General features: G+C 61.3%; 26 protein-coding genes, 1 tRNA gene and 1 pseudogene. 17 read left to right on the top strand and 11 right to left on the bottom strand.

Annotated features, from left to right (window positions below; all coding sequences use genetic code 11):
* Positions 1 to 75: 75 nt before the first annotated feature.
* Positions 76 to 1,158, bottom strand: coding sequence for a TRAP transporter substrate-binding protein (locus PRZ01_RS07805; protein WP_273596420.1), 1,083 nt, complete (start codon positions 1,156 to 1,158; stop codon positions 76 to 78).
* Between the two features lie 128 nt (positions 1,159 to 1,286).
* Positions 1,287 to 2,699: a metalloprotease PmbA gene (gene pmbA / locus PRZ01_RS07800; RefSeq protein ID WP_409993822.1), complete on the bottom strand. Its 1,413-nt coding sequence runs from the start codon at positions 2,697 to 2,699 to the stop codon at positions 1,287 to 1,289.
* 179 nt (positions 2,700 to 2,878) lie between these two features.
* On the opposite strand from pmbA, the gene yjgA reads away from it, so the two are divergent.
* Together yjgA and mog are read left to right on the top strand one after the other, a co-directional pair.
* Positions 2,879 to 3,448 (top strand): ribosome biogenesis factor YjgA, encoded by a 570-nt coding sequence (gene yjgA / locus PRZ01_RS07795; RefSeq protein WP_273596211.1) that lies wholly within the window; start codon positions 2,879 to 2,881, stop codon positions 3,446 to 3,448.
* Positions 3,435 to 4,034, top strand: coding sequence for a molybdopterin adenylyltransferase (gene mog, locus PRZ01_RS07790; protein ID WP_409993821.1), 600 nt, complete (start codon positions 3,435 to 3,437; stop codon positions 4,032 to 4,034). Before yjgA ends, mog begins: the two co-directional genes overlap by 14 nt.
* A gap of 37 nt (positions 4,035 to 4,071) precedes the next feature.
* Here the strand turns inward: mog and cysE are convergent, their stop codons facing one another.
* Together cysE and PRZ01_RS07780 are read right to left on the bottom strand one after the other, a co-directional pair.
* The gene (gene cysE, locus PRZ01_RS07785) at positions 4,072 to 4,863 is read right to left on the bottom strand and encodes a serine O-acetyltransferase (protein WP_273596210.1); all 792 of its coding nucleotides are present in this window, start codon (positions 4,861 to 4,863) and stop codon (positions 4,072 to 4,074) included.
* A gap of 49 nt (positions 4,864 to 4,912) precedes the next feature.
* The gene (locus PRZ01_RS07780; RefSeq protein ID WP_273596209.1) at positions 4,913 to 5,671 is read right to left on the bottom strand and encodes an RNA methyltransferase; all 759 of its coding nucleotides are present in this window, start codon (positions 5,669 to 5,671) and stop codon (positions 4,913 to 4,915) included.
* A gap of 194 nt (positions 5,672 to 5,865) precedes the next feature.
* On the opposite strand from PRZ01_RS07780, the gene PRZ01_RS07775 reads away from it, so the two are divergent.
* From PRZ01_RS07775 to PRZ01_RS07740, 8 genes are all read left to right on the top strand, one after another.
* A complete protein-coding gene (locus PRZ01_RS07775) occupies positions 5,866 to 6,813 on the top strand; it encodes an inositol monophosphatase family protein (protein ID WP_273596208.1) in 948 nt (315 codons plus the stop codon).
* Between the two features lie 82 nt (positions 6,814 to 6,895).
* Entirely contained in the window at positions 6,896 to 9,478 is a 2,583-nt protein-coding gene (gene mutS, locus PRZ01_RS07770) for a DNA mismatch repair protein MutS (RefSeq protein ID WP_273596207.1), read from the top strand.
* A complete protein-coding gene (locus PRZ01_RS07765) occupies positions 9,475 to 10,329 on the top strand; it encodes an alpha/beta fold hydrolase (RefSeq protein WP_273596206.1) in 855 nt (284 codons plus the stop codon). The genes mutS and PRZ01_RS07765 overlap by 4 nt, the downstream gene beginning before the upstream one ends.
* Positions 10,330 to 10,409: 80 nt before the next feature.
* Positions 10,410 to 12,053, top strand: coding sequence for a CTP synthase (locus PRZ01_RS07760; RefSeq protein ID WP_273596205.1), 1,644 nt, complete (start codon positions 10,410 to 10,412; stop codon positions 12,051 to 12,053).
* Positions 12,054 to 12,203: 150 nt separating this feature from the next.
* Entirely contained in the window at positions 12,204 to 13,487 is a 1,284-nt protein-coding gene (eno, locus tag PRZ01_RS07755; RefSeq protein ID WP_273596204.1) for a phosphopyruvate hydratase, read from the top strand.
* A gap of 147 nt (positions 13,488 to 13,634) precedes the next feature.
* Positions 13,635 to 13,904, top strand: coding sequence for a septum formation initiator family protein (locus PRZ01_RS07750; protein WP_273596203.1), 270 nt, complete (start codon positions 13,635 to 13,637; stop codon positions 13,902 to 13,904).
* A 13-nt stretch (positions 13,905 to 13,917) separates the two neighbouring features.
* A complete protein-coding gene (pnuC, locus tag PRZ01_RS07745) occupies positions 13,918 to 14,562 on the top strand; it encodes a nicotinamide riboside transporter PnuC (RefSeq protein WP_273596202.1) in 645 nt (214 codons plus the stop codon).
* On the top strand, positions 14,559 to 15,263 hold the full coding sequence (locus tag PRZ01_RS07740; protein WP_273596201.1) for an ATP-binding protein: 705 nt from the start codon (positions 14,559 to 14,561) through the stop codon (positions 15,261 to 15,263). The genes pnuC and PRZ01_RS07740 overlap by 4 nt, the downstream gene beginning before the upstream one ends.
* A gap of 82 nt (positions 15,264 to 15,345) precedes the next feature.
* On the opposite strand, the gene hslO is transcribed toward PRZ01_RS07740, so the two are convergent.
* Positions 15,346 to 16,305 carry an Hsp33 family molecular chaperone HslO gene (hslO, locus tag PRZ01_RS07735; protein WP_273596200.1) on the bottom strand — a complete coding sequence of 320 codons (960 nt, stop codon included), beginning with the start codon at positions 16,303 to 16,305 and terminating at the stop codon, positions 15,346 to 15,348.
* Entirely contained in the window at positions 16,302 to 16,826 is a 525-nt protein-coding gene (locus PRZ01_RS07730; RefSeq protein WP_273596199.1) for a gamma carbonic anhydrase family protein, read from the bottom strand. The genes hslO and PRZ01_RS07730 overlap by 4 nt, the downstream gene beginning before the upstream one ends.
* Before the next feature lie 121 nt (positions 16,827 to 16,947).
* On the opposite strand from PRZ01_RS07730, the gene PRZ01_RS07725 reads away from it, so the two are divergent.
* Both PRZ01_RS07725 and PRZ01_RS07720 read left to right on the top strand, forming a co-directional pair.
* Positions 16,948 to 17,739, top strand: coding sequence for a ferritin-like domain-containing protein (locus tag PRZ01_RS07725; RefSeq protein ID WP_273596198.1), 792 nt, complete (start codon positions 16,948 to 16,950; stop codon positions 17,737 to 17,739).
* Between the two features lie 121 nt (positions 17,740 to 17,860).
* Positions 17,861 to 18,775, top strand: coding sequence for a DMT family transporter (locus tag PRZ01_RS07720; RefSeq protein WP_273596197.1), 915 nt, complete (start codon positions 17,861 to 17,863; stop codon positions 18,773 to 18,775).
* A 30-nt stretch (positions 18,776 to 18,805) separates the two neighbouring features.
* Here the strand turns inward: PRZ01_RS07720 and PRZ01_RS07715 are convergent, their stop codons facing one another.
* The 3 genes from PRZ01_RS07715 to cysM form a co-directional block, all read right to left on the bottom strand.
* A complete protein-coding gene (locus tag PRZ01_RS07715) occupies positions 18,806 to 19,033 on the bottom strand; it encodes a sulfurtransferase TusA family protein (protein ID WP_273596196.1) in 228 nt (75 codons plus the stop codon).
* A gap of 81 nt (positions 19,034 to 19,114) precedes the next feature.
* Positions 19,115 to 19,651, bottom strand: a complete 537-nt coding sequence (locus tag PRZ01_RS07710; RefSeq protein WP_273596195.1) for an NUDIX hydrolase — start codon at positions 19,649 to 19,651, stop codon at positions 19,115 to 19,117.
* An 8-nt stretch (positions 19,652 to 19,659) separates the two neighbouring features.
* Positions 19,660 to 20,595 (bottom strand): cysteine synthase CysM, encoded by a 936-nt coding sequence (gene cysM, locus PRZ01_RS07705; protein WP_273596194.1) that lies wholly within the window; start codon positions 20,593 to 20,595, stop codon positions 19,660 to 19,662.
* Positions 20,596 to 20,695: 100 nt separating this feature from the next.
* Between cysM and PRZ01_RS07700 the strand changes: the two genes are divergently transcribed.
* Both PRZ01_RS07700 and PRZ01_RS07695 read left to right on the top strand, forming a co-directional pair.
* Positions 20,696 to 20,780, top strand: a tRNA-Leu gene (locus tag PRZ01_RS07700).
* A gap of 277 nt (positions 20,781 to 21,057) precedes the next feature.
* Positions 21,058 to 21,636 (top strand): rhomboid family intramembrane serine protease, encoded by a 579-nt coding sequence (locus tag PRZ01_RS07695; RefSeq protein WP_273596193.1) that lies wholly within the window; start codon positions 21,058 to 21,060, stop codon positions 21,634 to 21,636.
* Between the two features lie 25 nt (positions 21,637 to 21,661).
* Here PRZ01_RS07695 and PRZ01_RS07690 read toward each other — a convergent pair whose 3' ends face one another.
* A complete protein-coding gene (locus PRZ01_RS07690; RefSeq protein WP_409993820.1) occupies positions 21,662 to 22,528 on the bottom strand; it encodes an SDR family oxidoreductase in 867 nt (288 codons plus the stop codon).
* A 206-nt stretch (positions 22,529 to 22,734) separates the two neighbouring features.
* Between PRZ01_RS07690 and PRZ01_RS07685 the strand changes: the two genes are divergently transcribed.
* From PRZ01_RS07685 to PRZ01_RS07675, 3 genes are all read left to right on the top strand, one after another.
* A complete protein-coding gene (locus PRZ01_RS07685; protein ID WP_273596192.1) occupies positions 22,735 to 23,772 on the top strand; it encodes a CDP-6-deoxy-delta-3,4-glucoseen reductase in 1,038 nt (345 codons plus the stop codon).
* 13 nt (positions 23,773 to 23,785) lie between these two features.
* Complete coding sequence (locus PRZ01_RS07680; RefSeq protein WP_273596191.1) at positions 23,786 to 24,535, top strand: 2OG-Fe dioxygenase family protein; 750 nt, start codon at positions 23,786 to 23,788, stop codon at positions 24,533 to 24,535.
* Positions 24,536 to 24,667: 132 nt separating this feature from the next.
* The gene (locus PRZ01_RS07675) at positions 24,668 to 25,774 is read left to right on the top strand and encodes a Leu/Phe/Val dehydrogenase (RefSeq protein ID WP_273596190.1); all 1,107 of its coding nucleotides are present in this window, start codon (positions 24,668 to 24,670) and stop codon (positions 25,772 to 25,774) included.
* 105 nt (positions 25,775 to 25,879) lie between these two features.
* On the opposite strand, the pseudogene PRZ01_RS07670 reads toward PRZ01_RS07675, so the two are convergent.
* Positions 25,880 to 25,992 (bottom strand): annotated as a pseudogene (locus PRZ01_RS07670) (ABC transporter ATP-binding protein); the annotation flags it as partial.

Here is a 25,992-nt window from a genome sequence, read left to right as displayed (position 1 = left end):
CCATTCCGCGATCTCCCCTAAAAAAACCAAGGCCCCGTCTGCATCGCAGCGGGGCCTTTTGTCTTGCTTAGCCGACTACAGTTTTTGGGATTGCATGAAGTCGTCAAAACCGGCTTCAGTGAAACGGAACCACAGGTTCTGGTCGCGGCGGAAGACCGCAAAATCTTCGTAAACCTTTTTCCAATGCGGGTTCTTGGCCGACAAGTCGCTGTAAACCGCCAGCGACTCTTTGAAGGCGATGTCCATCACATCCTTCGGGAATCGGAATAGTTTGGTGCCCGAGCCCACCAGTTGCTTCAAGGCCTGCGGATTTTTGGCGTCGTACTTGGCCTGCATGTCCACGTGCGCCACTGCTGAGGCACATTCGATGATGGCCTTGTATTCAGACGACAAACCGTCATACGCCTTGGTATTGATGAAGAAGTCGACCTGCGGACCGCCTTCCCACCAGGCCGGATAGGCATAAAACGGCGCCACCTTGTTGAAGCCCAGCTTCTGGTCGTCGTAGGGGCCCACCCATTCGGCCGCGTCCACGGTGCCCTTTTCAAGGGCCGAATAAATCTCGCCCCCCGGCAAATTCAAAGGGACAGAACCCATGCGCTCAATGATCCGCCCAGCAAAGCCGCCGATGCGCATCTTCAGCCCCTTCATGTCCGCCACCGACTTGATCTCTTTGCGGAACCAGCCGCCCATCTGCGCGCCCGTGTTGCCGCCGAGAAAGTTGATGATGTTGTACTGGCGGTAGAAATCGCGCATCAACTTCAGGCCATTGCCTTCCAGCATCCAAGCCGTCATTTGCCGGCTGTTAAGCCCAAAGGGGATGGCGCAGCCCAAGGCAAAGGTTTCATCTTTGCCGAAGAAGTAATACGGCGCCGTATGGGCGATTTCGACCGCGCCGCTCTGCACGCCATCAACCACCTGACCCGGCGGCATCAATTCGCCAGCCGCATGGGTCGAGATCTGGAATTTACCCCCACTCAGCTCGCTGACTTTCTTGGCGAACAACTCAGAGGCACCAAACAGCGTGTCCAGCGATTTCGGAAAGCTGGACGCCAGGCGCCAGCGAATCACCGACTGGGCATGCACCACCGCAGGCGCAGCACCTGCGGCAAGCACACCGGCCAAACCGGCTTGGCGAACAAAGGAACGACGTTCCATCTGGGTCATCTGGGTCTCCTGAAATGATCGGCAGCGGACCCATCAATGACGGATCAACACAACAATTCTAGGGACAGCCCACGGCCTGCCCGGCACGGGCAAACCCGCGCAAACCCCCACAAACCGCCTCAGCTGCCCGCCAGCTTCATGCGGCTGATCAGCACCGAACCAATGGTCTTGCCGCCCATGGTGTAGGTATCGCGGCCGATGCCGATGATGTTCAGGAACATCTCTGGCAAGTTGCCGGCAATGGTCACCTCATGCACCGGGTAAGCGATAACGCCGTTTTCCACCCAGTAGCCACTGGCACCACGCGAATAGTCTCCCGTCACGTAATTGACGCCCTGCCCCATCAGCTCGGTGACAAAGAAGCCCGTGCCCAGACGCCGCAACATGGTGGGCAAATCATCTCCGGGCGCCGTCAGGCGGCTGCTCATGCGCAGGTTGTGCGAACCGCCGGCGTTACCCGTCGTACGCATGCCCAATTTACGAGCGGTATAGGTGGACAGGAAATAACCTTGCAACACACCGGCATCCACCACTTTGCGCGCACGCGTCGTCACGCCTTCATCGTCGAAGGGCGAGCTGCCCTTGCCTTTGCGCTCATGCGGGTTCTCGTCGATGTCAATGTGCGAGGCGAGCACAGGCTTGCCCAGGCTTTCCAGCAAAAAGCTGGCACGACGGTACAACGCTCCACCGCTGGTGGCCTGCACCAAGGCGCCCAGCAAGCCGGCCGCGGCGGAGTTTTCAAACAACACCGGCACCTCGCCGGTCGGCACACGGCGCGACTTCAGGCGCGACAGCGCGCGCTCGGCGGCATAACGGCCCACTGCCTCGGGAGAGGCCAGATCGTTGGCGTCCCGCATCGAGCTGTACCAAGCGTCCCGCTGCATGGCCGCACCACGGCCAGCAATCGGTGCCACCGAAATGGAGTGGCGCGAGCTCGCATAGCCGCCCCGAAAGCCTCGGCTATTGCCCATGAAAAAGTGCGAGGTCTGCGCTGACACCGCTGCGCCCTCGCTGTTGGCAACGCGCTTGTCTGTGGCGAATGCGGCAGCTTCGCAGCGCAAGGCCAATTCGGCGGCCTCATGGGCGTCAATCCCCCAAGGATGGAACAAATCCAACTCAGGCCGGCTGGCCGGGTCCAAAGAGAGATCGTCAGCGTCCGGCAAACCCGCCACCGGGTCTTCTGCGGTGAAGCGGGCGATGTCGAAGGCCGCACGCACGGTGTCGCGCAGGGCCTTGGGCGAAAAGTCAGAGGTGCTGGCGTTGCCGCGACGCTGACCAACATACACCGAGATGCCCAGCGATTTGTCGCGGTTGCGCTCCACATTCTCCAACTCACCCATGCGGGTAGAGACCGACAGGCCACAGCCTTCCGACACCTCAGCACCAGCGTCGCTGGCGCCGATTCGTTTGGCTTCCGCCAGAACGTCCTCGATCAATTGCTGGAACTGCTCGCCCTGATAGGCAAAGCCGCTGCCCGATGCGGTGGCCATGGACGCGGGTGAAGATGAAGTTGTCACAACAGACTTGGGCATGAAAATGGGCTTTGGAATGAGGGCTGGCGCCAGCACTTGCAAGTCCCCGGGAGGGGCACGCGCAGCGGGCAAGGCGACAAAGGTCAGAACTGGGGGACAATCATAAGGTCGCGGAGCCATCACCGAGCATCCGCAGCCGCTTTTGTCAGAGCGAGCCCCAACCCGCAGCGCCGCCCATCATGAGAACACAAGAAGAATTCACCGACGAAGACGATTTTGATGATCGTCCCAGCAAAAGCCAACTCAAACGCGAGATGCACGACTTGCAGGCTTTGGGTTTGGATTTGATGACCTTGCCCGCCAGTCGCATCGCACCGCTGAATTTGCCCGAGATTTTGGCCGATGCCATCAAGGAAGCCAAAAAGATCACCGCCCACGAAGGGCGCCGGCGCCAGATCCAATACATCGGCAAGCTGATGCGCCGGGTCGATCCCGAGCCCCTGCGCCAAGCAGTGGCGGCCTACAAGCTCGGCCACGCGAAAGACAGCCTCGCCTTGCACCAAAGCGAAGCCTGGCGTGAACGCCTGCTCAAAGACGACGCCGCCCTGCAAGAGTTCATCCAAGACCATAACGGCATCGATGTGCAGCAACTGCGCAGCCTCCTGCGCGCCGCCCGCAAGGATGCAACCGCCGCGCCGGAGCAGCGCAGCGGCCGGGCCTACCGTGACTTGTTCCAGTTCATCAAGGCGGAGCAGCTGCGCGTCAACCCCACAGAAAATGCCGCGGAAACCGACGATGCTGATGAATGAGCTGGTTCGCATCGGCATCGTGTCGATCAGCGACCGTGCCTCGTCAGGCGTCTATGAAGACAAGGGCTTGCCCGCCCTACAGGACTGGCTGGGCCGCGCATTGCGCAACCCCATCCAATTCGAGGCCCGACTCATTCCGGATGAGCGGCCCTTGATCGCACAAACCCTGCGCGAGTTGGTCGACACGCTGAACTGCGACCTGGTGCTCACCACCGGCGGCACCGGCCCGGCGCTGCGAGATGTGACGCCCGAAGCCACCCTGGACGTGGCGGACAAAGAAATGCCAGGTTTCGGCGAACAGATGCGGCAGATCTCGCTTCGATTTGTTCCCACGGCGATTCTCTCGCGCCAGGTGGCGGTGATTCGGGCAAAGGCGCTGATCATCAACCTGCCGGGCCAGCCCAAGGCCATTGCAGAAACGCTGGAAGGCCTGAAAAGCTCGGACGGCGAAACGCTGGTGCCCGGCATCTTCGCTGCCGTACCCTACTGCGTGGACCTGATCGGCGGGCCCTACCTGGAAACCCGGGAAGAGATGGTCAAAGCCTTCCGCCCCAAGTCGGCACAACGCCCCCAGTCCAGCCCCTGAGCAGATGCGTCAGAGGGTGCTCTTGGCGCCCCTGGCGTTACTTGACCAACCGGTTCAATGACGCTGCGTCGAACTGTTCGTCTTGCTGCGCATCGGCCGGCACGCAATCGCCCATTTTTTCGCCCGAAGCGGCGGACAGCTTGCACACCGCCTGCCACAGCAGCGCAATTTGGTGGTCTTGCCCAGCAGCACTGTCGATGAGCCCACGCATGGCCTGCGCAATGGGGTCGTCGCCTTGCGACACACCATAGGCGGAGAAGCCCATGCGTGCGGCCACCTCTTCGCGCTTGGCATCGGCCTTGGCTTCGATGATGCGCGCCGGATTGCCCACCGCAGTGGCCCCTGGCGGCACCGGCTTGGTCACCACGGCGCCCGAGCCCACGCGGGCCCCGGCCCCCACCGTGAAGCCGCCCAACACGCAGGCATGCGCACCTACGATGACACCCGCCTCCAGCGTGGGGTGCCGTTTGGCGCCTTTCACCAGCGCCGTGCCGCCAAGCGTCACGCCTTGATAAATGGTGCAGCCTTCGCCAATTTCAGCCATCTCGCCGATCACCACGCCCATGCCATGGTCGATGAAGACGCGGCGGGCAATCTGTGCGCCCGGGTGAATTTCAATGCCGGTGAAGAAACGCCCCAGATGCGAGACAAATCGCCCCAGCCATTTCAAGCCATGGGTCCAGCACCAATGCGCCCGGCGATGGAAGATCAAAGCATGCAAGCCCGGATAACAGGTCAAGACCTCCCAGGCGGAACGCGCAGCAGGGTCACGTTCAAGAATGCAAGCGATGTCTTCGCGCAAGCGCCGGAATGGCTGAAACTGCAACATGAAGTGGGGGGGGTGGGAATTGGTACGACCACCAGTTTAGCGGCCCGCCTCAGTCGGCGCCCGGCTCGCCGTTTTTGACCTTCGCCAAGGCGGCGGTCTTCAACATGGCACGTGCAACACCACGCCAGATATGCACCTCTTCCACGGTGAGCTGCGCACGGTTGAACAACTGATTGAGGCGGGGAATCAACTTTTTAGGGGCAGCGGGGTCCAGATATTCCACCGCCTCAAGCGCCTCCTGCAAGTGCTTCAACAGGCCCGAAACCGCAGGCATGTCAGCCAGTTGCGGGTCAGCGGTGCGGGCCTCCACCGCGAAGCCTCCCAGGGCCTGACGCCAGTCGTAGGCCAGCAGTTGAACCGCCTGAGCCAGATTCAGCGAACCATAGTCGGGATGCGTCGGGATCGACAACACCGCGTGGCAGCGATAGACGTCCTCATTGCTCATGCCGTAGCGCTCGGAGCCGAACACCAAGGCGACCTTGTGCGCACCCATAGCACCACCTGCAGCCAACTCGGCAAACAGATCGCGCGGCGCACGCAACGGCGGGCCAAAGTCGCGCGGCGTCATGGCCGTGGCGCAGGCATAGGTGCAGCCGTCCAGCGCCTCGTCCAAGGTATCGACGATGCGGGCTCGGGCCAAAATATCAGCCGCGCCACTGGCCATGGCAACGGTTTCCTCCTGGCACAGCACGTCCGAAAAGCGCGGGCGCACCAGCACCAACTCCGAAAAACCCATCACCTTCATGGCCCGCGCCGTGGCCCCCACATTGCCGGGGTGGCTGGTTTGAATCAGTACAAATCGTGTCATATCTACGGGGCCGTTTCGGAAATCAACGCGCACTTTTCACTGAAGTCAGCTAAAATGGCGGATTATCCGCAGCTTTGCCACTGGCTTGACTGTTTCAGTGCCTGAGCTCGCCACGGATCCGTTCTTTATTTTCGCCAGTCTCCCTCCCGCAGACTCAAGACCGAGTCGCAGGTCCAATTTTGAGGTTTTTCCGAATGACGCAACAAGCCGCTCTTCATCCCATGCTCAATGTCGCCATCAAGGCGGCGCGCGCAGCCGGTGCCATCATCAACCGGGCCTCTATGGATCTCGACATCCTGCGCATCAACACCAAGTCGCCCAATGACTTCGTGACCGAGGTGGACCAAGCCGCTGAACAGATCATCATCGAAACCCTGCTGCAAGCCTATCCCGACCACGGCATCCTCGCCGAAGAGTCGGGCCGCGAGCATGGCAACAAAACCTCAGAATTCGTCTGGATCATCGATCCGCTCGATGGCACCACCAACTTCATCCACGGCCTGCCGATGTACTGCGTGTCCATCGCCCTGTCGCACCGTGGCGTGGTGCAACAAGCCGTCGTCTACGACCCCACCCGCAACGACCTGTTCTACGCCACCAAGGGCCGTGGCGCCTTCATGAACGACCGCCGCCTGCGTGTTTCCAAGCGCACCCGCATGAGCGACGCCTTGATCGGTACTGGCTTCCCCTTCCGCCGTGGCGACAACTTCAAGCGCTATTTGAAGATGTTCGAAACCGTGATGACTGAGTGCGCCGGCCTGCGCCGACCTGGCGCTGCCGCGCTGGACCTCTGCTACGTGGCTGCCGGCTACTACGACGCCTTTTTTGAGACCGGCCTGCATCCTTGGGACGTCGCTGCCGGCTCCTTGATCATCACCGAGGCGGGTGGCCTAGTGGGCAACTTCACCGGCGAGTCCGATTTCCTGATGCAGCGTGAAGTGGTGGCGGGCAGCCCCAAGATCTACGGTCAATTGGTGCAATTGCTGGCGCCCTATACCCGCGTGATCAAAGATGAAGACGTGGCCGCCGAGGCATCCGCCGAAGGCAAGGACGGCGCTGCCGTGGTGGCTGCAGCAGCAACTGCCCCTAAGAAGCGTGCCGCTGTGCGCATCAAGAAGTCCGACGGCGACGAGACCCACTAAACTCGACCCCAAGCTTCATTGCAAAACCAAAGCAAAGCCCTCCGATGAGGGCTTTGCTCATTTCCCGCAGCCCTATTTCAAGATGAGCCAAGCCCAGGACTTCTCCGCCCACACGCCCGTCATGCAGCAGTACTTGCGCATCAAGGCCGAGCATCCCGACGATTTGGTCTTTTTCCGGATGGGGGATTTTTACGAAGTCTTCTTTGATGACGCCCGCAAGGCCAACGCCCTGCTGGACGTCACCCTGACCTCGCGCGGCCAAAGCGCTGGCCAACCGGTGGTGATGGCCGGCGTGCCGGTCAGCGCACTGGAGTCCTACCTGGCCAAGCTGATCAAGCTGGGCGTGCCGGTGGCGATTGCCGAGCAGGTTGGCGATGTCGCCACGGCCAAGGGCCCGGTCGAGCGCAAAGTGGTGCGTGTGGTGACTCCCGGCACCGTGACTGACACAGAATTGCTGGCAGACAAGCAAGACGCCGTGCTGATGGCCGTTGTTGCGCACGGTAAAACCTATGGCCTGGCATGGCTGTCGCTCACGCAAGGCCGGCTTGGGTTGGCCGAATGCGCGGACAAAGAAGTGCCCTCATGGCTCGCCCGCCTGAACCCGGCCGAGGTGCTGGTGGACCGTGAACATCAGCCCAGCGCGGTGCTCGCGGCCCGCGCACCCATCACCAACCGGCCAAGCTGGCAGTTTGACACCACACTAGGCCAGCGCAAATTGTGCGAGCAATTAGGCGTTGCCAGCCTGGCTGGCTTCAATGCGCAAGAGCTCAAAACTGCACATGCAGCCGCCGCGGCCTTGCTCAGCTATGCCGAACACACCCAGGGCCGAGCCTTGGCGCACGTCAAAACCCTGACGGTGCAACGCAGCGGTGACTTGATCGACATGCCGCCGGCGACGCAACGCAACCTCGAACTTGTACTGACACTGCGCGGCGAAACCTCACCAACCCTGCTGTCGTTGCTGGACAGTTGCCGCACCGGCATGGGCAGCCGCGCATTGCGCCACTGGCTGCTGAATCCCAAGCGGGACCGCAGCGAAGCCTTGCTCCGGCACGACGCCATCGACGCCTTTCTCCGCCATGGCTTCGAGCCCCTGCGAGAGAGCTTGCGCCACGTCTCGGATGTCGAACGCATCGCCGCCCGTGTGGCGTTGCGCCAGGTGCGCCCGCGCGAGTTGGCGGGCCTGCGTGCCACGCTGAAGGCCCTGCCCGCGCTGCAAAGCACCTTGCCGGCCGGCAGCGAGTTGATCACAGCGCTGGCCGAGGGGCTGTGCGCATCACCGCAGATTGAAACCCTGCTGGTCAGCGCGATTGCCGACGAGCCCGCCGTGCTGGTGCGCGACGGTGGCGTGATTGCAACCGGCTTCGACGCCGAGTTGGATGAGCTGCGCGCCATCAGCCAGAACTGCGACGCTTTTTTACTGGATCTAGAAACGCGTGAACGCGCCCGCACCGGCATCCCCAATCTGCGGGTGCAGTTCAACCGGGTGCACGGTTTCTACATCGAGGTCACGCAAGGCCAGGTCGACAAAGTGCCGCTGGACTACCAGCGCCGCCAAACCCTCAAGAATGCGGAGCGCTATATCACGCCCGAATTGAAGGCCTTCGAAGACAAGGCTTTGTCGGCGCAAGAACGCTCGCTGGCACGCGAGAAGATGCTTTATGAAAACGTGCTCGACCAGTTGATTGACGCGCTGCAGCCGCTGACGCAATTGGGCCGCGCACTGGCCAGCTTGGACGCGCTGGCCGCATTGGCCGAGCGCGCGGCTTGCCTGAACTGGTGCCGCCCCGAATTTATCAACCTGCCGTGCATCGACATCAGCGCGGGGCGCCACCCCGTGGTGGAGGCTCGCTTGCGTGAAACCGGCGTGGGCGAATTCATGGCCAACGATTGCCGACTCGACGCTCGCACCCGTTTTGCAGTCATCACCGGCCCCAATATGGGCGGCAAAAGTACCTTCATGCGTCAAGTGGCCCTGATCAGCTTGTTGGCGGCAATGGGGGCATTCGTGCCCGCGGCGCGTTGCCGCCTGGGCCCCATGGACGCCATCCACACCCGCATTGGCGCCGCGGACGATCTGGCCAACGCGCAATCCACCTTCATGCTGGAGATGACCGAAGGGGCGGCCATTCTGCACAGCGCCACCGAGCATTCGCTGGTGTTGATGGACGAAATTGGCCGGGGCACCTCCACCTTCGATGGCCTGGCCCTGGCCGGCGCCATTGCCAGCCATCTGCACGACAAGACACGCGCCTTCACGCTGTTTGCCACTCACTATTTCGAACTCACTGAATTCCCGACTCAGCACCCGCAGGCAATCAATTGCCATGTTGGCGCGGTTGAGAGTGGGGACAACATCGTGTTTTTGCATGAGATCCAACCCGGGCCAGCCAGCCGCAGCTATGGCGTGCAAGTGGCGCGCCTGGCCGGCATGCCGGCCAGCCTGGTGCGTCAGGCTCGCGCCACACTGGAAGCACTAGAAGCCAAGGCCAGCACCCGTGAAGCCCAGATCGATTTGTTTGCTACGCCCCCTGAACCCGCGACATCCAGCGCTGAATTACACAGCCCTGTACTCGATGCATTGAATGATATCGATCCCGACGCCTTGAGCCCCCGCGAGGCGCTTGATCTCCTGTACAAGCTCAAAAAACTCAACCACGCATGACTGCTACACCGCTCCTCGCAAAGACACTGGTTTTCTCGCATGCCAACGGGTTTGGTGCGGGGTGCTACCGCGTCTTGTTCGACACCTGGCGCGCGGCGGGCTGGCAGGTCTACGCCCTGCCCCAGTTCGGCCACGACCCCAGGTTTCCGGTCAACAGCAACTGGCCGCATCTGCGTGACCAGTTGATCGATTTCATCGAGCACACTGTGCAAGTTGCCGAGCGGCAACGAACCGGGCAAACCGGCCCGGTGATGTTGCTTGGCCACTCCCTGGGCGGCATGCTGAGCCTGCTGGCGGCCTGCCGGCGGCCCGATCTGGCACAGGGGCTGCTGATGCTAGATTCGCCGGTGTTCACGGGCTGGCGTGCACACAGCGTTCAGATGATGAAAAAGGCGCGCTTGATGCACCGGTTTTCTCCGGGAAAAGTCTCCCGGCTGCGCCGCCACGAATGGCCCTCGCGGGCCGACGTCATGGCGCACTTCGCCTCCAAACACAAGTTTGCCCGTTGGGACCCGCGGGTGCTGCAAGACTATGTCGACACCGGCTTTGAAGAACGCGGTGGCAAAACGCACATGGTGTTCCACCGCGAGGTGGAGACCCGCATCTACAACACCCTGCCGCACCATCTGGGACCGCTGCTGAAACGCCACCCGCCGCAATGCCCAGTCGGATTTATTGCGGGCACCCAGTCGGAAGAACTGCGTCAGGCGGGTGCAGGCCCCTCCAAGGCCATTGCCCGGTCCAATTTTCATTGGATGGAAGGCAGCCACCTCTTCCCTTTCGAGCGGCCCGACGACACGGCAGCCCTGGTGCTGACAATGCTGGAAACCCTGCAGACGGGCGCCACGTGACGGCCCAATTCCAGTGACCCGCTTGACCTCGCTATAATCGCTTTTTACCACCACAGCGTTTTTCACGGACGCTGCAAGACATGACCAAATACGTCTACGTCACGGGCGGTGTGGTGTCCTCACTCGGCAAGGGCATCGCATCAGCTTCACTGGCTGCCATCCTCGAATCGCGCGGCCTCAAAGTCACCCTCATCAAGCTCGATCCCTACATCAACGTGGATCCGGGCACGATGTCGCCTTTCCAGCACGGTGAAGTCTTCGTGACCGAAGACGGTGCGGAGACCGATCTCGATCTGGGCCACTACGAGCGCTTCATCACCACGCGGATGAAGAAGGCCAACAACTTCACTACCGGCCAAATTTACATGTCGGTGCTGGAGAAAGAACGCCGCGGCGACTACCTGGGCAAAACCGTTCAGGTGATTCCGCACATCACCAATGAGATCCAAGACTTCGTGCGCCGCGGCGCCGGCGTCGGCACGGCCGATGCGGTCGATGTGGCCATCGTTGAGATTGGCGGCACGGTGGGCGATATTGAGTCCTTGCCCTTCCTGGAAGCTGCGCGTCAGATGAGCTTGAAGGCCGGGCCCAACAATGTGGCCTTCGTGCACCTGACCTACGTACCTTGGATCGCCGCTGCAGGTGAGTTGAAGACCAAGCCCACCCAGCACACGGTGCAAAAGCTGCGCGAAATCGGCATCCAGCCTGACGCGCTGCTGTGCCGTGCCGACCGCCGCATTCCGGACGATGAGCGCGAAAAGATTTCGCTGTTCACCAACGTGCCCGAGTACGGTGTGATCTCCATGTGGGACGTCAACACCATCTACAAAGTGCCACGCATGCTGCACGAGCAAGGCCTGGATCAGCTGATCTGTACCAAGCTGCAACTCAACACCCGCTCCGCTGATCTGAAGCGTTGGGACACCCTGGTGAGCGAGGTCGAAAACCCCGCCAAGGACGTCACCATTGCCATGTGCGGCAAGTACACCGACCTGTCGGACAGCTACAAATCGCTCAACGAAGCGCTGCGCCACGCCGGTATCCACAACCATTCGCGCGTCAACATCGAGTATGTGGACTCCGAATTGCTGACGGCCGATAACATCGACCAACTCAAGCAATACGACGCAGTGCTGGTGCCTGGCGGGTTCGGCAAACGCGGTGTGGAAGGCAAAATCTTGGCCGCCCAATACGCTCGTGAGCACAAGATGCCCTACTTGGGCATCTGCCTGGGCATGCAGGTGGCCACCATCGAGTACGCGCGCCATCTGGCGGGCCTGACGGGCGCCAATTCCACCGAGTTCGACCCCGAGACTCCGCACCCTGTGATCGCGCTGATCGACGAATGGCAAGACGCCGACGGCAGCATCCAGAAGCGCGACGAAAAGAGCGATCTGGGCGGCACCATGCGCCTGGGCGCGCAAAGCTCAGACGTGGCGCCCGGTACCTTGGCATATGACATCTATGGCTCGGTCGTGACCGAGCGCCACCGCCATCGCTACGAGGCCAACGAGAAGTACCTGGAGCGGCTGCAAAACGCCGGCCTGGTGATCTCCGCCATCACCCAACGTGAAAAGCTGACCGAAATGGTCGAGCTGCCGCGCACGGTTCATCCCTGGTACGTGGGTGTGCAATTCCATCCGGAATTCAAATCCACCCCCTGGGACGGCCACCCACTGTTCACTGCATTCATCAAGGCAGCGCTGGATCACAAGGCTGCGTAATGCGGACTGTGCTGCGCGGGCGGCGTTGTGCAGGCCGCCCGCTGCTGGCGGCATCACAACGGCGCCCCTCGCTTGTTCTGCGTTCGTAACGTAAAACTGGCACCATGCGCCCCGCTTCCCTAGACATTTTGACTTTTTGGAGACTGAAGAATGAGTGCCATTGTTGACATCGTCGGCCGCGAGATCCTGGACAGCCGCGGCAACCCCACCGTCGAATGCGATGTGTTGCTGGAATCCGGCGTAATGGGTCGCGCCGCCGTGCCCTCGGGCGCTTCGACCGGCTCGCGTGAAGCGATCGAGCTGCGCGACGGCGACAAGAGCCGCTATCTGGGCAAGGGCGTGTTGAAAGCCGTTGAGCACATCAACACCGAAATCTCCGAGGCCGTGCTGGGCCTGGACGCTTCCGAGCAAGCCTTTCTGGACCGCACCCTGATCGAGTTGGACGGCACAGAGAACAAGGGCCGCCTGGGCGCCAATGCCATGCTCGCCGTGTCCATGGCTGTGGCCCGCGCAGCAGCTGAAGAATCTGGCCTGCCCCTGTACCGTTACTTCGGCGGCATGGGCGGCATGCAATTGCCGGTGCCGATGATGAACGTCATCAACGGCGGCGCACACGCCAACAACAGCCTTGACCTGCAAGAGCTGATGATCATCCCCGTGGGCGCACCCTCCTTCCGTGAAGCCGTGCGCTATGGCGCCGAAGTGTTCCACGCGCTGAAGAAAATCATCCACGACAAGGGCATGAGCACCGCTGTTGGCGATGAAGGCGGTTTCGCACCCAGCGTAGCCAGCCATGAGGAAGCCATTCAGCTGATTTTGCAGGCCATCGACAAGGCCGGCTTCGTGGCCGGCGAGCAAATCGCTCTGGGCTTGGACTGCGCGGCCAGCGAGTTCCACAAAGACGGCAAATACGTGCTCGGCGCCGAAGGCCTGAGCCTGACCGCCGCCGAGTGGACCAGCATGCTGGCCACCTGGGTCGACAAGTACCCCATCATCTCCATCGAAGACGGCATGGCCGAAGGCGATTGGGACGGCTGGAAGCACCTGACCGAAGTGCTGGGCAAGAAGGTGCAATTGGTGGGTGACGACCTGTTCGTGACCAACACCAAGATCCTGCAAGAAGGCATCGACAAAGGCATTGCCAACTCGATCCTGATCAAGATCAACCAAATCGGCACTCTCACCGAAACTTTCGCCGCCATCGAGATGGCCAAGGTCGCCGGTTACACCGCGGTGATCTCGCATCGCTCGGGCGAAACAGAAGACTCAACCATCGCCGACATCGCCGTGGGCACCAACGCCGGCCAGATCAAGACTGGCAGCTTGAGCCGCTCCGACCGCATGGCCAAGTACAACCAGCTTCTGCGCATCGAGGAAGACCTGGGCGACGTTGCCGTGTACCCAGGCCGCAAGGCCTTCTACAACCTGCGCTGATTCTGCAGCAGGGTTCGGGTTGACCCTGCGCTGGCGTCAAGTCAGCACCGGTTCAACCCGTTTCAGCCTGGGGATCGCCGCAGGGGATGTCGTGCAAACGCCCTCTGCGGCGTTCTCGTACTTGGCGTTGTTGTTTACACTGCCCGCGTGAAATTCATCAGCATTCTTCTTGCCGTTTTCCTGCTCGTCATCCAGGCACAACTCTGGCTGGGCAAGGGGAGTTTGCCGCGCAGTGCGCAACTGCGCGAAGAACTGGCCAAAGCCCAAGCCGCCAATGAGCAGGCCCGTGTGCGCAATGCACAGATCGAGGCCGAACTGCGCGACCTGCGCGAAGGCCTTGAAATGGTGGAAGAAAAGGCGCGCAACGAGCTGGGCATGATCAAACCCGACGAAATCTACGTCCAGGTCCATCACTGAAACCCGCCCTTGCATGGACGCTCTGCTGCACCTGTTGCAACCGCTGCTTCAGCCTGCTTTCACCCTGCTGGGCAGCCCCATCACCTGGGCTGAAGTGCTGGCATTCCTGATGGCCATCTGGATGGTGATCTGCAATATGCGGGTCCACGTGCTAGGTTGGCCCCTGGCGCTGCTCAGCTCTTTGCTTTACTTTTTGTTGTTCTGGAATGGCAAGCTCTACGGTGAAGCCGCCCTGCAGCTGATGTTTGCCAGCCTGGCTTTGTGGGGCTGGTGGCAGTGGCGACGCGGCCAAGGCGTGGATGGCCCCCCCTTGCGAGTACGTCGACTGAGCCCCCGCGGCCTGGGCCTTGCCGTGTTGCTCACCGCTTTGGCCTGGCCTGCGCTGGGCTTGTTTTTGCGGCATCAAACTGACTCACCCGTTCCGTTCTGGGATGCGCTGCCTACCGTTGCCAGCCTGCTGGGCCAGTGGCTGTTGGGTCGCAAATACCAGGAGAACTGGACCGTCTGGGTGCTGGTCAACATCGTCAGCGTCAGCCTGTTCGCCTACAAAGGCTATTGGTTGACCGTCGTCTTGTACGCGGTATTCATTCCACTCTCCGTAGCGGGTTGGCGTGCCTGGCAACAGCAACTCACGCCCATGAACACAAAGCCAGCATGACGCAAGACTCCGAGCGCGGCAGCAACAGGGGCTTGCTGATCGCACTGATCGGTGCCGAAAGCACGGGTAAGTCTCAGTTGGCGCATTCTTTGAGCGAGGCGCTCGCCCAAGCCACCGGGCTGCGCAGCACGGTCGTGCCTGAAACCCTGCGCGACTGGTGCCAAGCCCAGGGACGAACACCGCGCCCAGAAGAGCAAGGCGCCATTGCCGAAGCCCAGGCACAAAAGATCGACACAGCAGCGCTGGCACACGATCTGGTGATCTGCGACACCACGCCGCTGATGACTGCCACCTACAGCCAGATTTTGTTTCAGGACAACAGCCTTTGGCCGATGGCTTTGGCCTTTCAACGCCGCTGTGCGCTCACCCTTTTGACGGCGCTTGATCTGCCCTGGGTGGCCGACGGCATCCAACGTGACGGCCCGCAGGTGCAAGCACCTGTCGACAACGCTATTCGGCAAGCCTTGATCAAATCGGGCCTGGGATGGTCCGTGGTGTCAGGCAGCGGCGCCGCACGACTGGACAGCGCGCTCAACGCCGTCACGCCGGTACTGACCAAGCAGCGACGCCAGCCCCCTGGGCACGGCCTGTTCACCCGTTTGAACGAACGCCAGACTCAGCTGCCCAACTGGACCTGGGCTTGTGAAAAATGCGACGACCCTGAGTGCGAGCACCGGAGTCTGCAAGCGCGCAGGCCTTAACCCGGCTAGCGGGCTGGCGCAGGCCACACCGCAGCGGGTTGACGGCGACCTAAAATCTCCCGATTGAGATCGCCCCGCGCAATCACTGCACTGTGCCGCTCTGGCCTGCTTGCTGCACGACATGGCCGGCAAACAAACTGCCCACATCGACGGCATCAAATTGGTACTGCAAACCGCAGAATTCGCAACCCACTTCAACATGGCCGAGTTCAGCCAGCACGCCGTCCACCTCGTCCCGGCCCAGGCCTTTGAGCATTTGGCCCACCCGCTCCCGCGAGCAATTGCAGGCAAATTTGGGCGTTAAAGGCTCAAAGCGGCGCACAGTTTCTTCCCAGAACAGGCGGCGCAGCACGGTGTCAGCATCCAAGGTCAGCAACTCTTCAGACGTCAAGGTCGACGCAAGCATGCTGATGCGATTGAACGCGTCAGACAAGCCGATGTCATCTTCATTGCTGGCGCCTTCCAGGTTGTTTTCACCCTGCACGGGAAGGCGTTGAATCAGCAAGCCTGCAGCCATCTCATCGTTGGCCGCCAACACCAGCCGCGTGTCCAGCTGTTCAGACTGAAGCATGTAGTGCTCCAACACCTCTGACAACTTTTGCAATGGCTCCCGCTGGTCGCCATACAAAGGCACCACGCCTTGATAGGGTTGCTGGCCTGGAAACTTGTCTTTGGGGTCCAGAGTGATGGCACAGCGCCCCTGCCCGTGCACGTTGAGCATGGCCTCCAGCTGGGCGCCTGCAGGCACGTCACCCACCAACTTGGCGGTGGCTCTGAAACTCAGGTCCGGCTGCACTTCCGTCACGGCCAACTTGACCGGGCCGTCGCCAAACACCTGAAGAATCAAGGCGCCGTTGAACTTGATATTGCTTTGCATCAGCACGCCAGCGGCGGCCATTTCGCCCAACAAAGCGCGCAGTTCGGGCGGATGGGCGCCCACGACTTCACGCCGCTTCAGCACCTCACGCCAACTCTCGGTCAAACGCACCAACATGCCGCGCACCGGCAAGCCTTCAAACAGAAATTTGTGGAGTTCGCTCATTTGATTTTCTTCAGGGAAGTCGCGTAGTCGCGGCCGTTTTCAACGTAATGCGCCGCGCTGAGCTTCAATCCCTCGATCTGCTCTGGCGTCAACGGGCGAATGACTCGCGCCGGGCTGCCCACGATCAACGAGCCATCAGGAAACTCCTTGCCCTCTGTAACCAAGGCGCCGGCACCCACCAGGCTGTGTTTGCCGATTTTGGCGCCGTTGAGCACGATGGCGCCAATGCCGATCAGCGAGTAGTCGCCCACCGTGCAACCGTGCAGCATGACCCGGTGCCCCACGGTCACCCCTTCGCCCAGCACCAAAGGAAAACCATGGTCGGCATGCAAGACTGAAGCATCTTGAATATTGCTTCGCGCGCCGATCGTGAGGCTCTCCGTATCGCCACGCAACACGGCATTGAACCAGACAGTGACATCCTCGCCCAGCGACACGCGCCCCATCACCTCGGCACTGTCGGCCACCCAGGCCGACTCGGCCACCACGGGTGCATCGTCTTTCAATTGGTAAAGGGCCATTGTTTTTTCCTCACACGGTCCGTCAGTTTGCGGCAGCCTCAAGAGGCAAAGCCTACTGGAAGCAAAGCCAGCAATTTTACCGGCCAGCCGTCTCCCATGCCGGTGACGGGATAATTGCGCCATGGAAATTCGCCGCCACGCCCTGCAAGTACTCCGCATCACCGAGCCCGCCGCCAAAGCCACGGCCGCCACTCAGCTGTACCAGGAGGCGCTGGCCTCACAAGGCCCTTTAGACCCAAGCGCCGTGCTGGAGCGCCCGCAAGGCCTGCCCGGCCGGCCTGAGCGCCCTCGCCTGCTGTCGGCTTTGCAGGTGCCGCATCGTTCCCCCTTCACTGTCGAAGGGCGGGCCGCACTGATTCACGCCATTGCGCACATTGAGTTCAATGCCATCAATCTCGGGCTTGACGCCGTTTGGCGTTTTCCCGGCATGCCTGAGCAGTTCTATTGGGACTGGCTGAAAGTTGCGGCCGAAGAATCGCACCATTTCACCTTGCTGCATGCACATCTGCAAACCCTTGGCCATGTCTATGGTGACTTTGATGCGCATGATGGCTTGTGGACCATGGCTGAACGCACGGCCGGCGATGTGCTGGCCCGCATGGCACTGGTGCCACGCACGCTTGAAGCGCGAGGACTGGACGCCACGCCCCCGCTACAAGCCAAATTGGGCAAGGCGGGGGACACCCGTGCGGTTGAAATTCTGGATGTCATCCTTCGCGACGAAATTGGCCACGTTCACATTGGCAACCATTGGTATCGCCATTTGTGCCATGAACGAGGGTTGGACCCGATCGCGCTCTACCCCGATCTGGTAGCCCGTTATGAGGCACCCAAATTGCGCCCGCCATTCAACCTGCCCGCCCGCGAGGCTGCAGGGTTCAGCGAAGAAGAGCTTGCCTACTTGCGAGGCTGACGCGCTTGTTTGAGGTGACGCGATTGACGATTGATGGCCGGCGCAGGTAGCTTCAAATTCCGAAAAAGCGATAATGGAAGGCTTTGCCGGCGAGTCGCCAGGCCGCACTCGACCCCGCCCCATGAACCGTATCCAAGCCAATCTTTTGCTCGTCGTCATCGCCTTAATCTGGGGCTCGGCCTTTGTGGCGCAAAGCCAGGCGATGGCGCATATCGGGCCCATGATGTTTACGGGGCTGCGCTTTCTGATTGGAGCCTTGGTGGTGCTGCCATTTGCCGCAGCGGAGTGGCGTCGGCAATCGGCAAAAGGTCATGCGCTAACCCGCAGGGACCTGGCGAAAATTGGCGGGCTCGGCGGCCTGCTGCTGCTGGGTGCCGCCATGCAGCAGATCGGCATCATCAACACCACGGTCACCAATGCGGGTTTTCTCACTGCGCTGTATGTGCCCTTGGTGCCCGTGCTGGGCTACCTGCTGCTGCGCCAGTTGCCGCATTGGTCGGTATGGCCGGGCGCCCTGGCCTGCTTGGTCGGGGCATTTTTGTTGTCAGGCGCGCGAACCCTGCAGATCGGGGTGGGTGACCTCTGGGTGATGACGTCAGCGCTGCCCTGGGCGATTCATGTCTTGCTGGTCGGGCGCTTTGCCGACCGCATGGCCGCCCCCTTCGCGGTGGCGCTGGGCCAATTTCTAGTGTGCGGCCTGGTGGCGCTGGCATGGGGGCTGATGTTTGAGCCCGCCAACAGGGAGGCAGTACGTGCCGCCGCTTGGCCCTTGGTCTACACCGGTGTGATGTCGGTAGGTGTCGCGTTCACCGCGCAAGTTGTGGCGCAGCGTTATGCCCACGCGGCGGATGCCGCCATCATTCTCTCGTCTGAAACCTTGTTTGCCGCCGGCTTTGGCTTTGTGTTGATGGGCGACCGCCTGAACTCATCCGGCCTGGCGGGTTGCGCGCTGATTTTTGTCAGCATGGTGGCCGTGCAGGTTTTGCCCTCCCTGAACACCATGCGCAGCAACTGGAACGCCCCGCGCGAACGCTGAGACAGGCCCTTCGCGCCCTTAATACAGGCCTCAGCGCCGCTTGAGCACGTGGATGAATTCGTCGTCTTGGCTGGATTGATCGACCAATTCATTGCCGGTTTGGCGCGCAAAGGCCTTGAAGTCCCGCATAGAGCCGGGGTCTGTGGCAATCACCTTCAACAACTGGCCGCTTTCCATCTCGGCCAGGGCTTTCTTGGCCTTCAAGATGGGCAAGGGGCAGTTCAAGCCGCGGGTATCAAGTTCTTTGTGTACGTCCATGGGCCACATTCTAGAGGCCATGCCAGCGCGACAAAGCCTAGGGAATCACACCAGCACCGGCAGGGCGCTTTGCGCTCACACTCAAACAGGCTCCAGCCATTTCGGCTCAATCCCCTTCAGGCGCAGCCAAGTGGCCAAGGCCTGCCCCGTACCCTGCGGCCAGCAGCGCACCATTTCAGGCGCAATGAGCTTGTACTCGGCCAACTCAGGTGATAACTGAATCTCTCCGCGGGCCTGGGCATGGTAGGCGATGATGATTTGATTCTTGCGCTGAAAGTCCCATACGCCCAACAAATTCAAGGCCTCCACCTGCAGGGCTGTTTCCTCGGCGATCTCCCGCTGAATGCCCGCCTCGGGTGTTTCAGCGGCCTCCATGAACCCCGTGATCAGCCCAAAAAAACGGCCAGGCCAGGCGGCGTTGCGGGCCAGCAAAACCTGCCCGTCGCGGTCCACGCACTCGATCACCGCAGCCAACACCGGCGTTGGGTTGTTCCAGTGCGTGAATTCACAGCGCTCACAGCGAAGCCGTGACTTGGGGCCGCCATCTTCTTCTCGGCTTAGCCAAGAAAGCGCTGCCGCGCACTGCGGACAAAAACGATAAACCGCCGCTTCATCCATGGCAGGCCTCAGGCGGGGAATACACCCGTCGACAAATATCGATCGCCCCGGTCGCAGACCACAAACACAATCGTGGCCCGCTCCACCGTGCGCGCCAATTGCAAGGCCACCCAGCACGCACCCGCCGCCGAAATGCCGGCAAACAGGCCCTCTTCGCGCGCCAATTGACGGGCCATGTCTTCCGCATCCGACTGGCTCACCAGCACCAACTCATCGACCGCCTGGGGCTGATAGATCTTCGGCTGGTAGGCCTCAGGCCATTTGCGAATGCCAGGAATGCGCGAGCCTTCCGAAGGCTGGGCGCCAACGATGCGCACGGCCGGGTTTTGCTCCTTCAAATAGCGCGAAGTTCCGGTGATCGTGCCTGTCGTACCCATGGCACTGACAAAGTGCGTGATCTCGCCACCCGTGTCGCGCCACAGCTCGGGGCCGGTGGTTTCATAGTGCGCGCGTGGGTTGTCTGCGTTGGCAAATTGGTCCAGCACCCGGCCCTTACCGTCCCGCTGCATTTGTTCGGCCAGATCCCGGGCGTATTCCATGCCACCGGACCGTGGGGTCAGAATCAATTCAGCCCCAAACGCCTTCATGGTCTGCGCCCGTTCAATGGACAGATCCTCAGGCATGATCAAAACCATACGGTAGCCACGGATGGCCGCAGCCATCGCCAGGGCGATCCCGGTATTGCCCGAGGTGGCTTCAATCAAGGTATCGCCAGGCTGGACGTCGCCACGCTCCTCGGCGCGCCGGATCATGCTGATCGCTGGACGATCTTTCACCGAACCAGCCGGATTGTTCCCTTCAAGTTTGGCCAACACCACATTGCCGCGCGCGGCGATTTCCGGTGCAATCATGCGTTGCAATCGAATAAGTGGCGTGTTGCCAATGACGTCTTCCAGGGTCTGATAGTGCCGTGGAGCGGCCTGTTGGGTGCTGTGCTTTCTCATGGGCAGCATTGTGGCAGTCAAATAGTTTCAAAAACCTTTGCAAGGACTCCGAAAAGCATGCCATAATAGATGGCTTCAGCAGCGACGCTCTGACCGATTTGCCCGGGTGGCGGAATTGGTAGACGCAGGGGACTCAAAATCCCCCGCCGCAAGGTGTGCCGGTTCGAGTCCGGCCTCGGGCACCACAGTCAAATTAATGACTTAGCGTGTCGGTTAGATGCCTGCTACTGAAGACGTTTCGCAAACAAAACCACCCCCTGAGGTGGTTTTTTTGTTTGCGCTTTCGCCTGAAACAGGTTGACGGGACACCCCGATGAATTCCCTGTGACGCATCTCACAATATCTGAATGAGCAAATCACAAGCGCCGGATTTGTCCCCCTGAATCTTGCGCTTACACTCACGCACATCCCAACGACGCCACCAGGGTCCTTCGACCTGCGGGCAGCAAGAGACCCGACTTCATGCCTCCGATTCCCTCGGTCACCAAAGCTTTCATGTTGGCCTGCGTCGGCCTCTATTGCGTGTTCTATCTGGTACCCGGGCTTCAGCCGTGGTTTGAATTGTGGCCCTTGATGTCAGGCAACTTCTTCCCCTGGCAATTGCTCAGCTATGCGTTCTTGCATGGCAGCCAATGGCATCTCTTTTTCAATATGCTGGGCCTGTGGATGTTCGGCTCAGAGTTGGAGCGTGTGTGGGGTCCCAAGCGCTACACGCACATTCTGCTGGCAAGCGCGTTAGCGGCAGCAGTGGTGCAACTGATCGTCACCTTTTTGCTGGGCAGCATGGCGCCAACCGTGGGGGCGTCAGGCGCCTTGTTCGGCCTGCTGCTGTCGTTTGGCATGCTATTTCCTGACCGCATCATCGTGCCCTTGTTCCCACCGATCCCGATGAAGGCCAAATACTTCGTCGCAATCTTCGGTGTGCTGGAATTGCTCATGGGCTTGAACAACAACAGCGGCGTTGCGCACTTCGCGCACCTAGGTGGAATGTTGGGCGCCTGGCTGTTGATTCGCTACTGGCGCACACCACGTCGCCGTTGAGCCGCCCCATGGTGGGCCGATCCCTTCAACCGGCCATCAGTCCATCCACCGGATGCGGGTAGCGTAGGCGCAGGCCTAACTCTTTTTTCAATCGGTGATTGATCAGGCGCCGGGACTCGCTCATGAAGCTCAGCTGTAGCGATGACATCAGGACCTGCGCCTGCTCGCGGCTGATGCGGGGCGGGCGACGCATGCCGCACAAATCAGCAGCCAGGTCGAAGTAGTCCCCCATCAACAATTCGCTGTCATCGCAGACATGCAGGATTCGCTGTGGCCGCCCGCGCATGAGTGCAAGCAAGCAGGCGCGCGCCAAATCATCCGCTTGGATGTGGTTGGTGAAAACATCGTCCTCCCGCACCAACACGGGCGTCTCTCGGGCCAAACGTTCACGAGGATGCCCGCCGAGCCGGTTCACCGCATAAATGCCAGGTACACGCAACAAGGTAACTTGCGTGCCAAACAGCCGCCCGAAGCGACGCACTTGCTGCTCCGCATCCACACGGCGCCGTGCCCGGTCGGTGCTTGCAGCCGTTGCGCGCGTCTCGTCGAACCGTTCGCCTTGGCAATCACCGTACACGCCGCTTGTGCTCATATAGACCAATCGACACGGCGCAGTTGCACGCGACAAAACCTGCAAGAGATGCCGCGTGCGGGGGTCTTGCTCGCCATACGTGGGCGGTGGTGCCAGGTGCAAAACCCGATCAGCCCAACCCGCCAATCGCCGTATGGAATCGGGAGCATCCAAGTCGCCAATGAATGGCGTCGCACCGGCTGCGCTCAAGCCAGTGAGCCTGTCTTGATCCGCGCTGCGGATCAAAGCCGTGACCTGCCACGACTTCGGCACCAGCCCCAGCACACGCATGCCGATATCACCGCAACCCACAATGAGCAATCGGGTGGCGCGGGCGCAAGAACGCCCGCGCGCGGAGGCTGCCCGGTCAGGTGACTGGGTCCAGGGGGAAGAATTGTGAAGACGGCAAAGTGACATCGCAGCACTCAGGCAAAATATCGCATCAGTTTACGGTCCGGCCTGCCTTGCAGATTCAGCCGGACCGATTTGTTTGCCTGCCTGCAGGTCACCGCTCCTCGATCCCACTCATGAATTTTCAAATCACTGTGCAGCCCAGCGGACGTGCCTTCGACGTCGAGCGCGATGAAACAATTCTGGGCGCAGCCATTCGTGGCGGCATTGGCCTGCCTTACGGCTGCCGTGACGGCGCTTGTGGTTCCTGCAAAAGCCGCTTGGTCGAGGGCCGTGTGATCCACGGCGCCCATCAAGCCAAGACGCTCACCGAGGCCGAAGAAGCGCAAGGCATGATCCTGACCTGCTGCGCCACCCCACAAACCGACTGCGTCATCGAAGCCCGCACGGTGCCGGGCGCCGGAGAATTCCCGGTGCTGAAATTGCCCAGCCGCGTCTTGAGCCTAGAAAAACCCAGCGTTGACGTCGCCGTCTTGAAACTTCAACTCCCCGCCACCCAGAACTTCCAGTTCCACGCGGGCCAGTATGTGGAATTCATTCTGCGCGACGGCGCACGCCGCAGCTACAGCATGGCCAATGCACCGCACAATTTGGGCAGCCCCGCGGCAATTGAACTGCACATTCGCCACATGCCTGGCGGCAAGTTCACCGACCATGTATTCAGTGCGCTGAAGGAGAAAGACATCCTGCGCATGGAAGGCCCGTTCGGTAGTTTCTTCCTGCGTGAGGACTCTGCCAAACCCATCATCCTGCTGGCCAGCGGTACCGGTTTTGCGCCGATCAAAGCCATCATTGAACGCATTCAGCATCTCGAACAAACCCGCCCGATCACGCTGTACTGGGGTTGCCGCAGCAAGGCCGATCTGTATCTGCACGAATGGGTTTCGAGCGCTGCAGAGTCCATGCCAAATCTGCGTTATGTGCCAGTGCTGTCAGATGCCAAACCTGAAGACGCATGGACGGGCCGCACCGGGTTTGTCCATCAGGCAGTGATGACAGACTTCCCCGATCTCTCTGGGCATCAGGTCTATGCCTGCGGCGCCCCGATCGTGGTGGAATCTGCCCAACGCGATTTCTCCGCTCAGTGCGGTCTGCCAGCGGACGAGTTCTACGCGGACTCCTTCACCTCCGAAGCCGACAAACACCCCGCCTGATCCCGCACCGCCCATGGCCAAGTCCCTGATGTTCAGCCCCCCCTACGCCAGCGCTGACGCCTGCGAAACACAGTTGAAGGCCGAGGGGCATACGGTGCTTGCACCGTCCAGCCTCCAAGCCCTATTGGGCTGCAACCCGCAAGAACTCGCACCTCTGCAGCCCTTTTGGCAAGACCTGCCGCCTGACGCCTACCTGCGCGATGGCGGCCGCTACCGCTTTCGCCGGCACGCCTGCTTCATCGCCCAAAACGGCCAATTGACGCAGGCACCCCACCGCGCCCACTGGCAGCCGCTGGACTACAACGCACTGCACGGCGGTATCGAGCGCTGGTTCGAGCCCCTGGACCCTGCGATGGTGAATCAACCCGCCTGGGGCACCCTGTTGCTGGGCTTGAGCCGCATCACCTCTGCGCTCAAGAGCAAGCCAGCAGACCACCCCTGGTACATCGAGGCGCACCAATTCCGCATCGACACCACGGACGGCATCGGCCGCCCCACCCCCGAAGGCGCGCACCGTGACGGCGTTGAGCTGGTGGCCGTGTTTCTGGTTGATCGTCAGGGCATCAAGGGCGGCGAGTCGCGTGTTTTTGAAGCCCAAGGGCCGCAGGGGCAACGCTTCACCATGACCGCACCCTGGACCCTGTTGCTCTTGGACGATGAGCAAGTGATCCACGAGTCCACGCCCATTCAACCCGTGGGCGATTACGGTTACCGGGACACCCTGGTCATCACGCTGCGTTCAAGCGGGTTCCAATCCAGCTGAGATTCAGCGCACCGTTCTGTGCGTCAAAACCGCCCTTACACTTGAGGCCCTGAAGCGCCAAAAGCGCCTCAGCCGCCGGGCAAACCGCCCATGTCCTTCGCATCACGGCACCACAAGTGCCCCGCTGAACCCATGAACGCTCACACCGATCTTGCCCGCGTCATCGCCGCGGCACCGGCCTCCTCCATCCCCTCTTCGCTGTTCGGCCTGCCGGGCCAGGAAGCGCACGAACGCGTGCTGCTCGCCACCGACGAACAAACCGGTTTGAAGGCCATTCTGGCCGTCCACAGCACCGCTCGTGGCCCCGCATTCGGCGGCTGCAGAGTTTGGGCTTACGACAACGAATTGGCGGCGCTGAACGACGCCCTTCGCTTGTCCCAAGGCATGAGCCTGAAAAACGCGCTGGCTGACCTGCCCTTTGGCGGTGGCAAGGCCGTCATCATCAAACCCGCAGGCACATTCGACCGCCCGGCTCTGTTCGCCGCGTTTGGCCGTGCCGTTGAATCCTTGCAAGGCGCCTACATCACCGCTGAAGATGTCGGCACAACCACCGCTGACATGCGCGGCATGCAAGCCCAAACGCGTTACGTCAGCGGCATCCCCCGCGAAGGTGCATTTGGCGGCGACCCCAGCCCCAAAACAGCCTGGGGCGTGTTTGTGAGCATTCAGGCAGGGGTACGCCTGCATCTGGGCCGCGAATCACTTCAAGGCGTTCGGGTGGCCCTGCAGGGCCTGGGGGCGGTGGGCTGGCATCTGGCTGAGTTCCTGCACAAGGCGGGTGCCCAACTCGTGGTGGCCGATGTGGATGCCGCCAAGGTTGCCCGTGCGCAGGCAGAACTGGGCGCGCAGGCACTGGGCGTGCTGGACATCCTCAGCGCCGATGTTGACGTCTTGGCGCCTTGCGCCCTGGGCGCTTCGCTGAACGCGCAGACCATTCCAACCCTGCGGGCCCAATTGGTCGCTGGCGCGGCAAACAACCAACTCGCAACCACCGAAGACGGCGATACCCTGCAACGGCGCGGCATCTGCTACCTGCCTGACTATCTCGTGAACGCAGGCGGCATCATCAGCGTCGCGCGTGAATATCGCAACGAAGGCGAAGAGTCTGCCGTGATGGCCGAAGTCAGCCGCATCGGCGACCGCGTGGCGGAGTTGCTGGACCGCGTCAAGCGAGAAGACAGCACGCCGGCTCGCGTGGCCGATGCCTGGGCACGCGCCAAGCTGGTCAAACCCGCTTAAGCTTAAACGGCGAGTCCGTTCAGGTCTCTCGTTAGAACAAAGGCAGCCAAGTGGCTGCCTTTTTGTTGCGTTGGAGGTGGAAGCTGGTGAAGCCACCCCGACCCGTCACTCCCCCAGATAAGCCGCCCTGACCTTGGGGTCGTTGAGCAGTGATTGGCCGTCGCCGGTCATGGTCACTTCGCCGGACTCCATCACGTAGCCGCGGTTGGCCAGGCTCA

The sequence above is a fragment of the Roseateles koreensis genome (assembly GCF_028595305.1).
GTDB classification, from domain to species: Bacteria; Pseudomonadota; Gammaproteobacteria; order Burkholderiales; family Burkholderiaceae_C; genus Paucibacter_A; species Paucibacter_A koreensis.
This window is presented reverse-complemented; position numbering and strand designations above follow the sequence as displayed.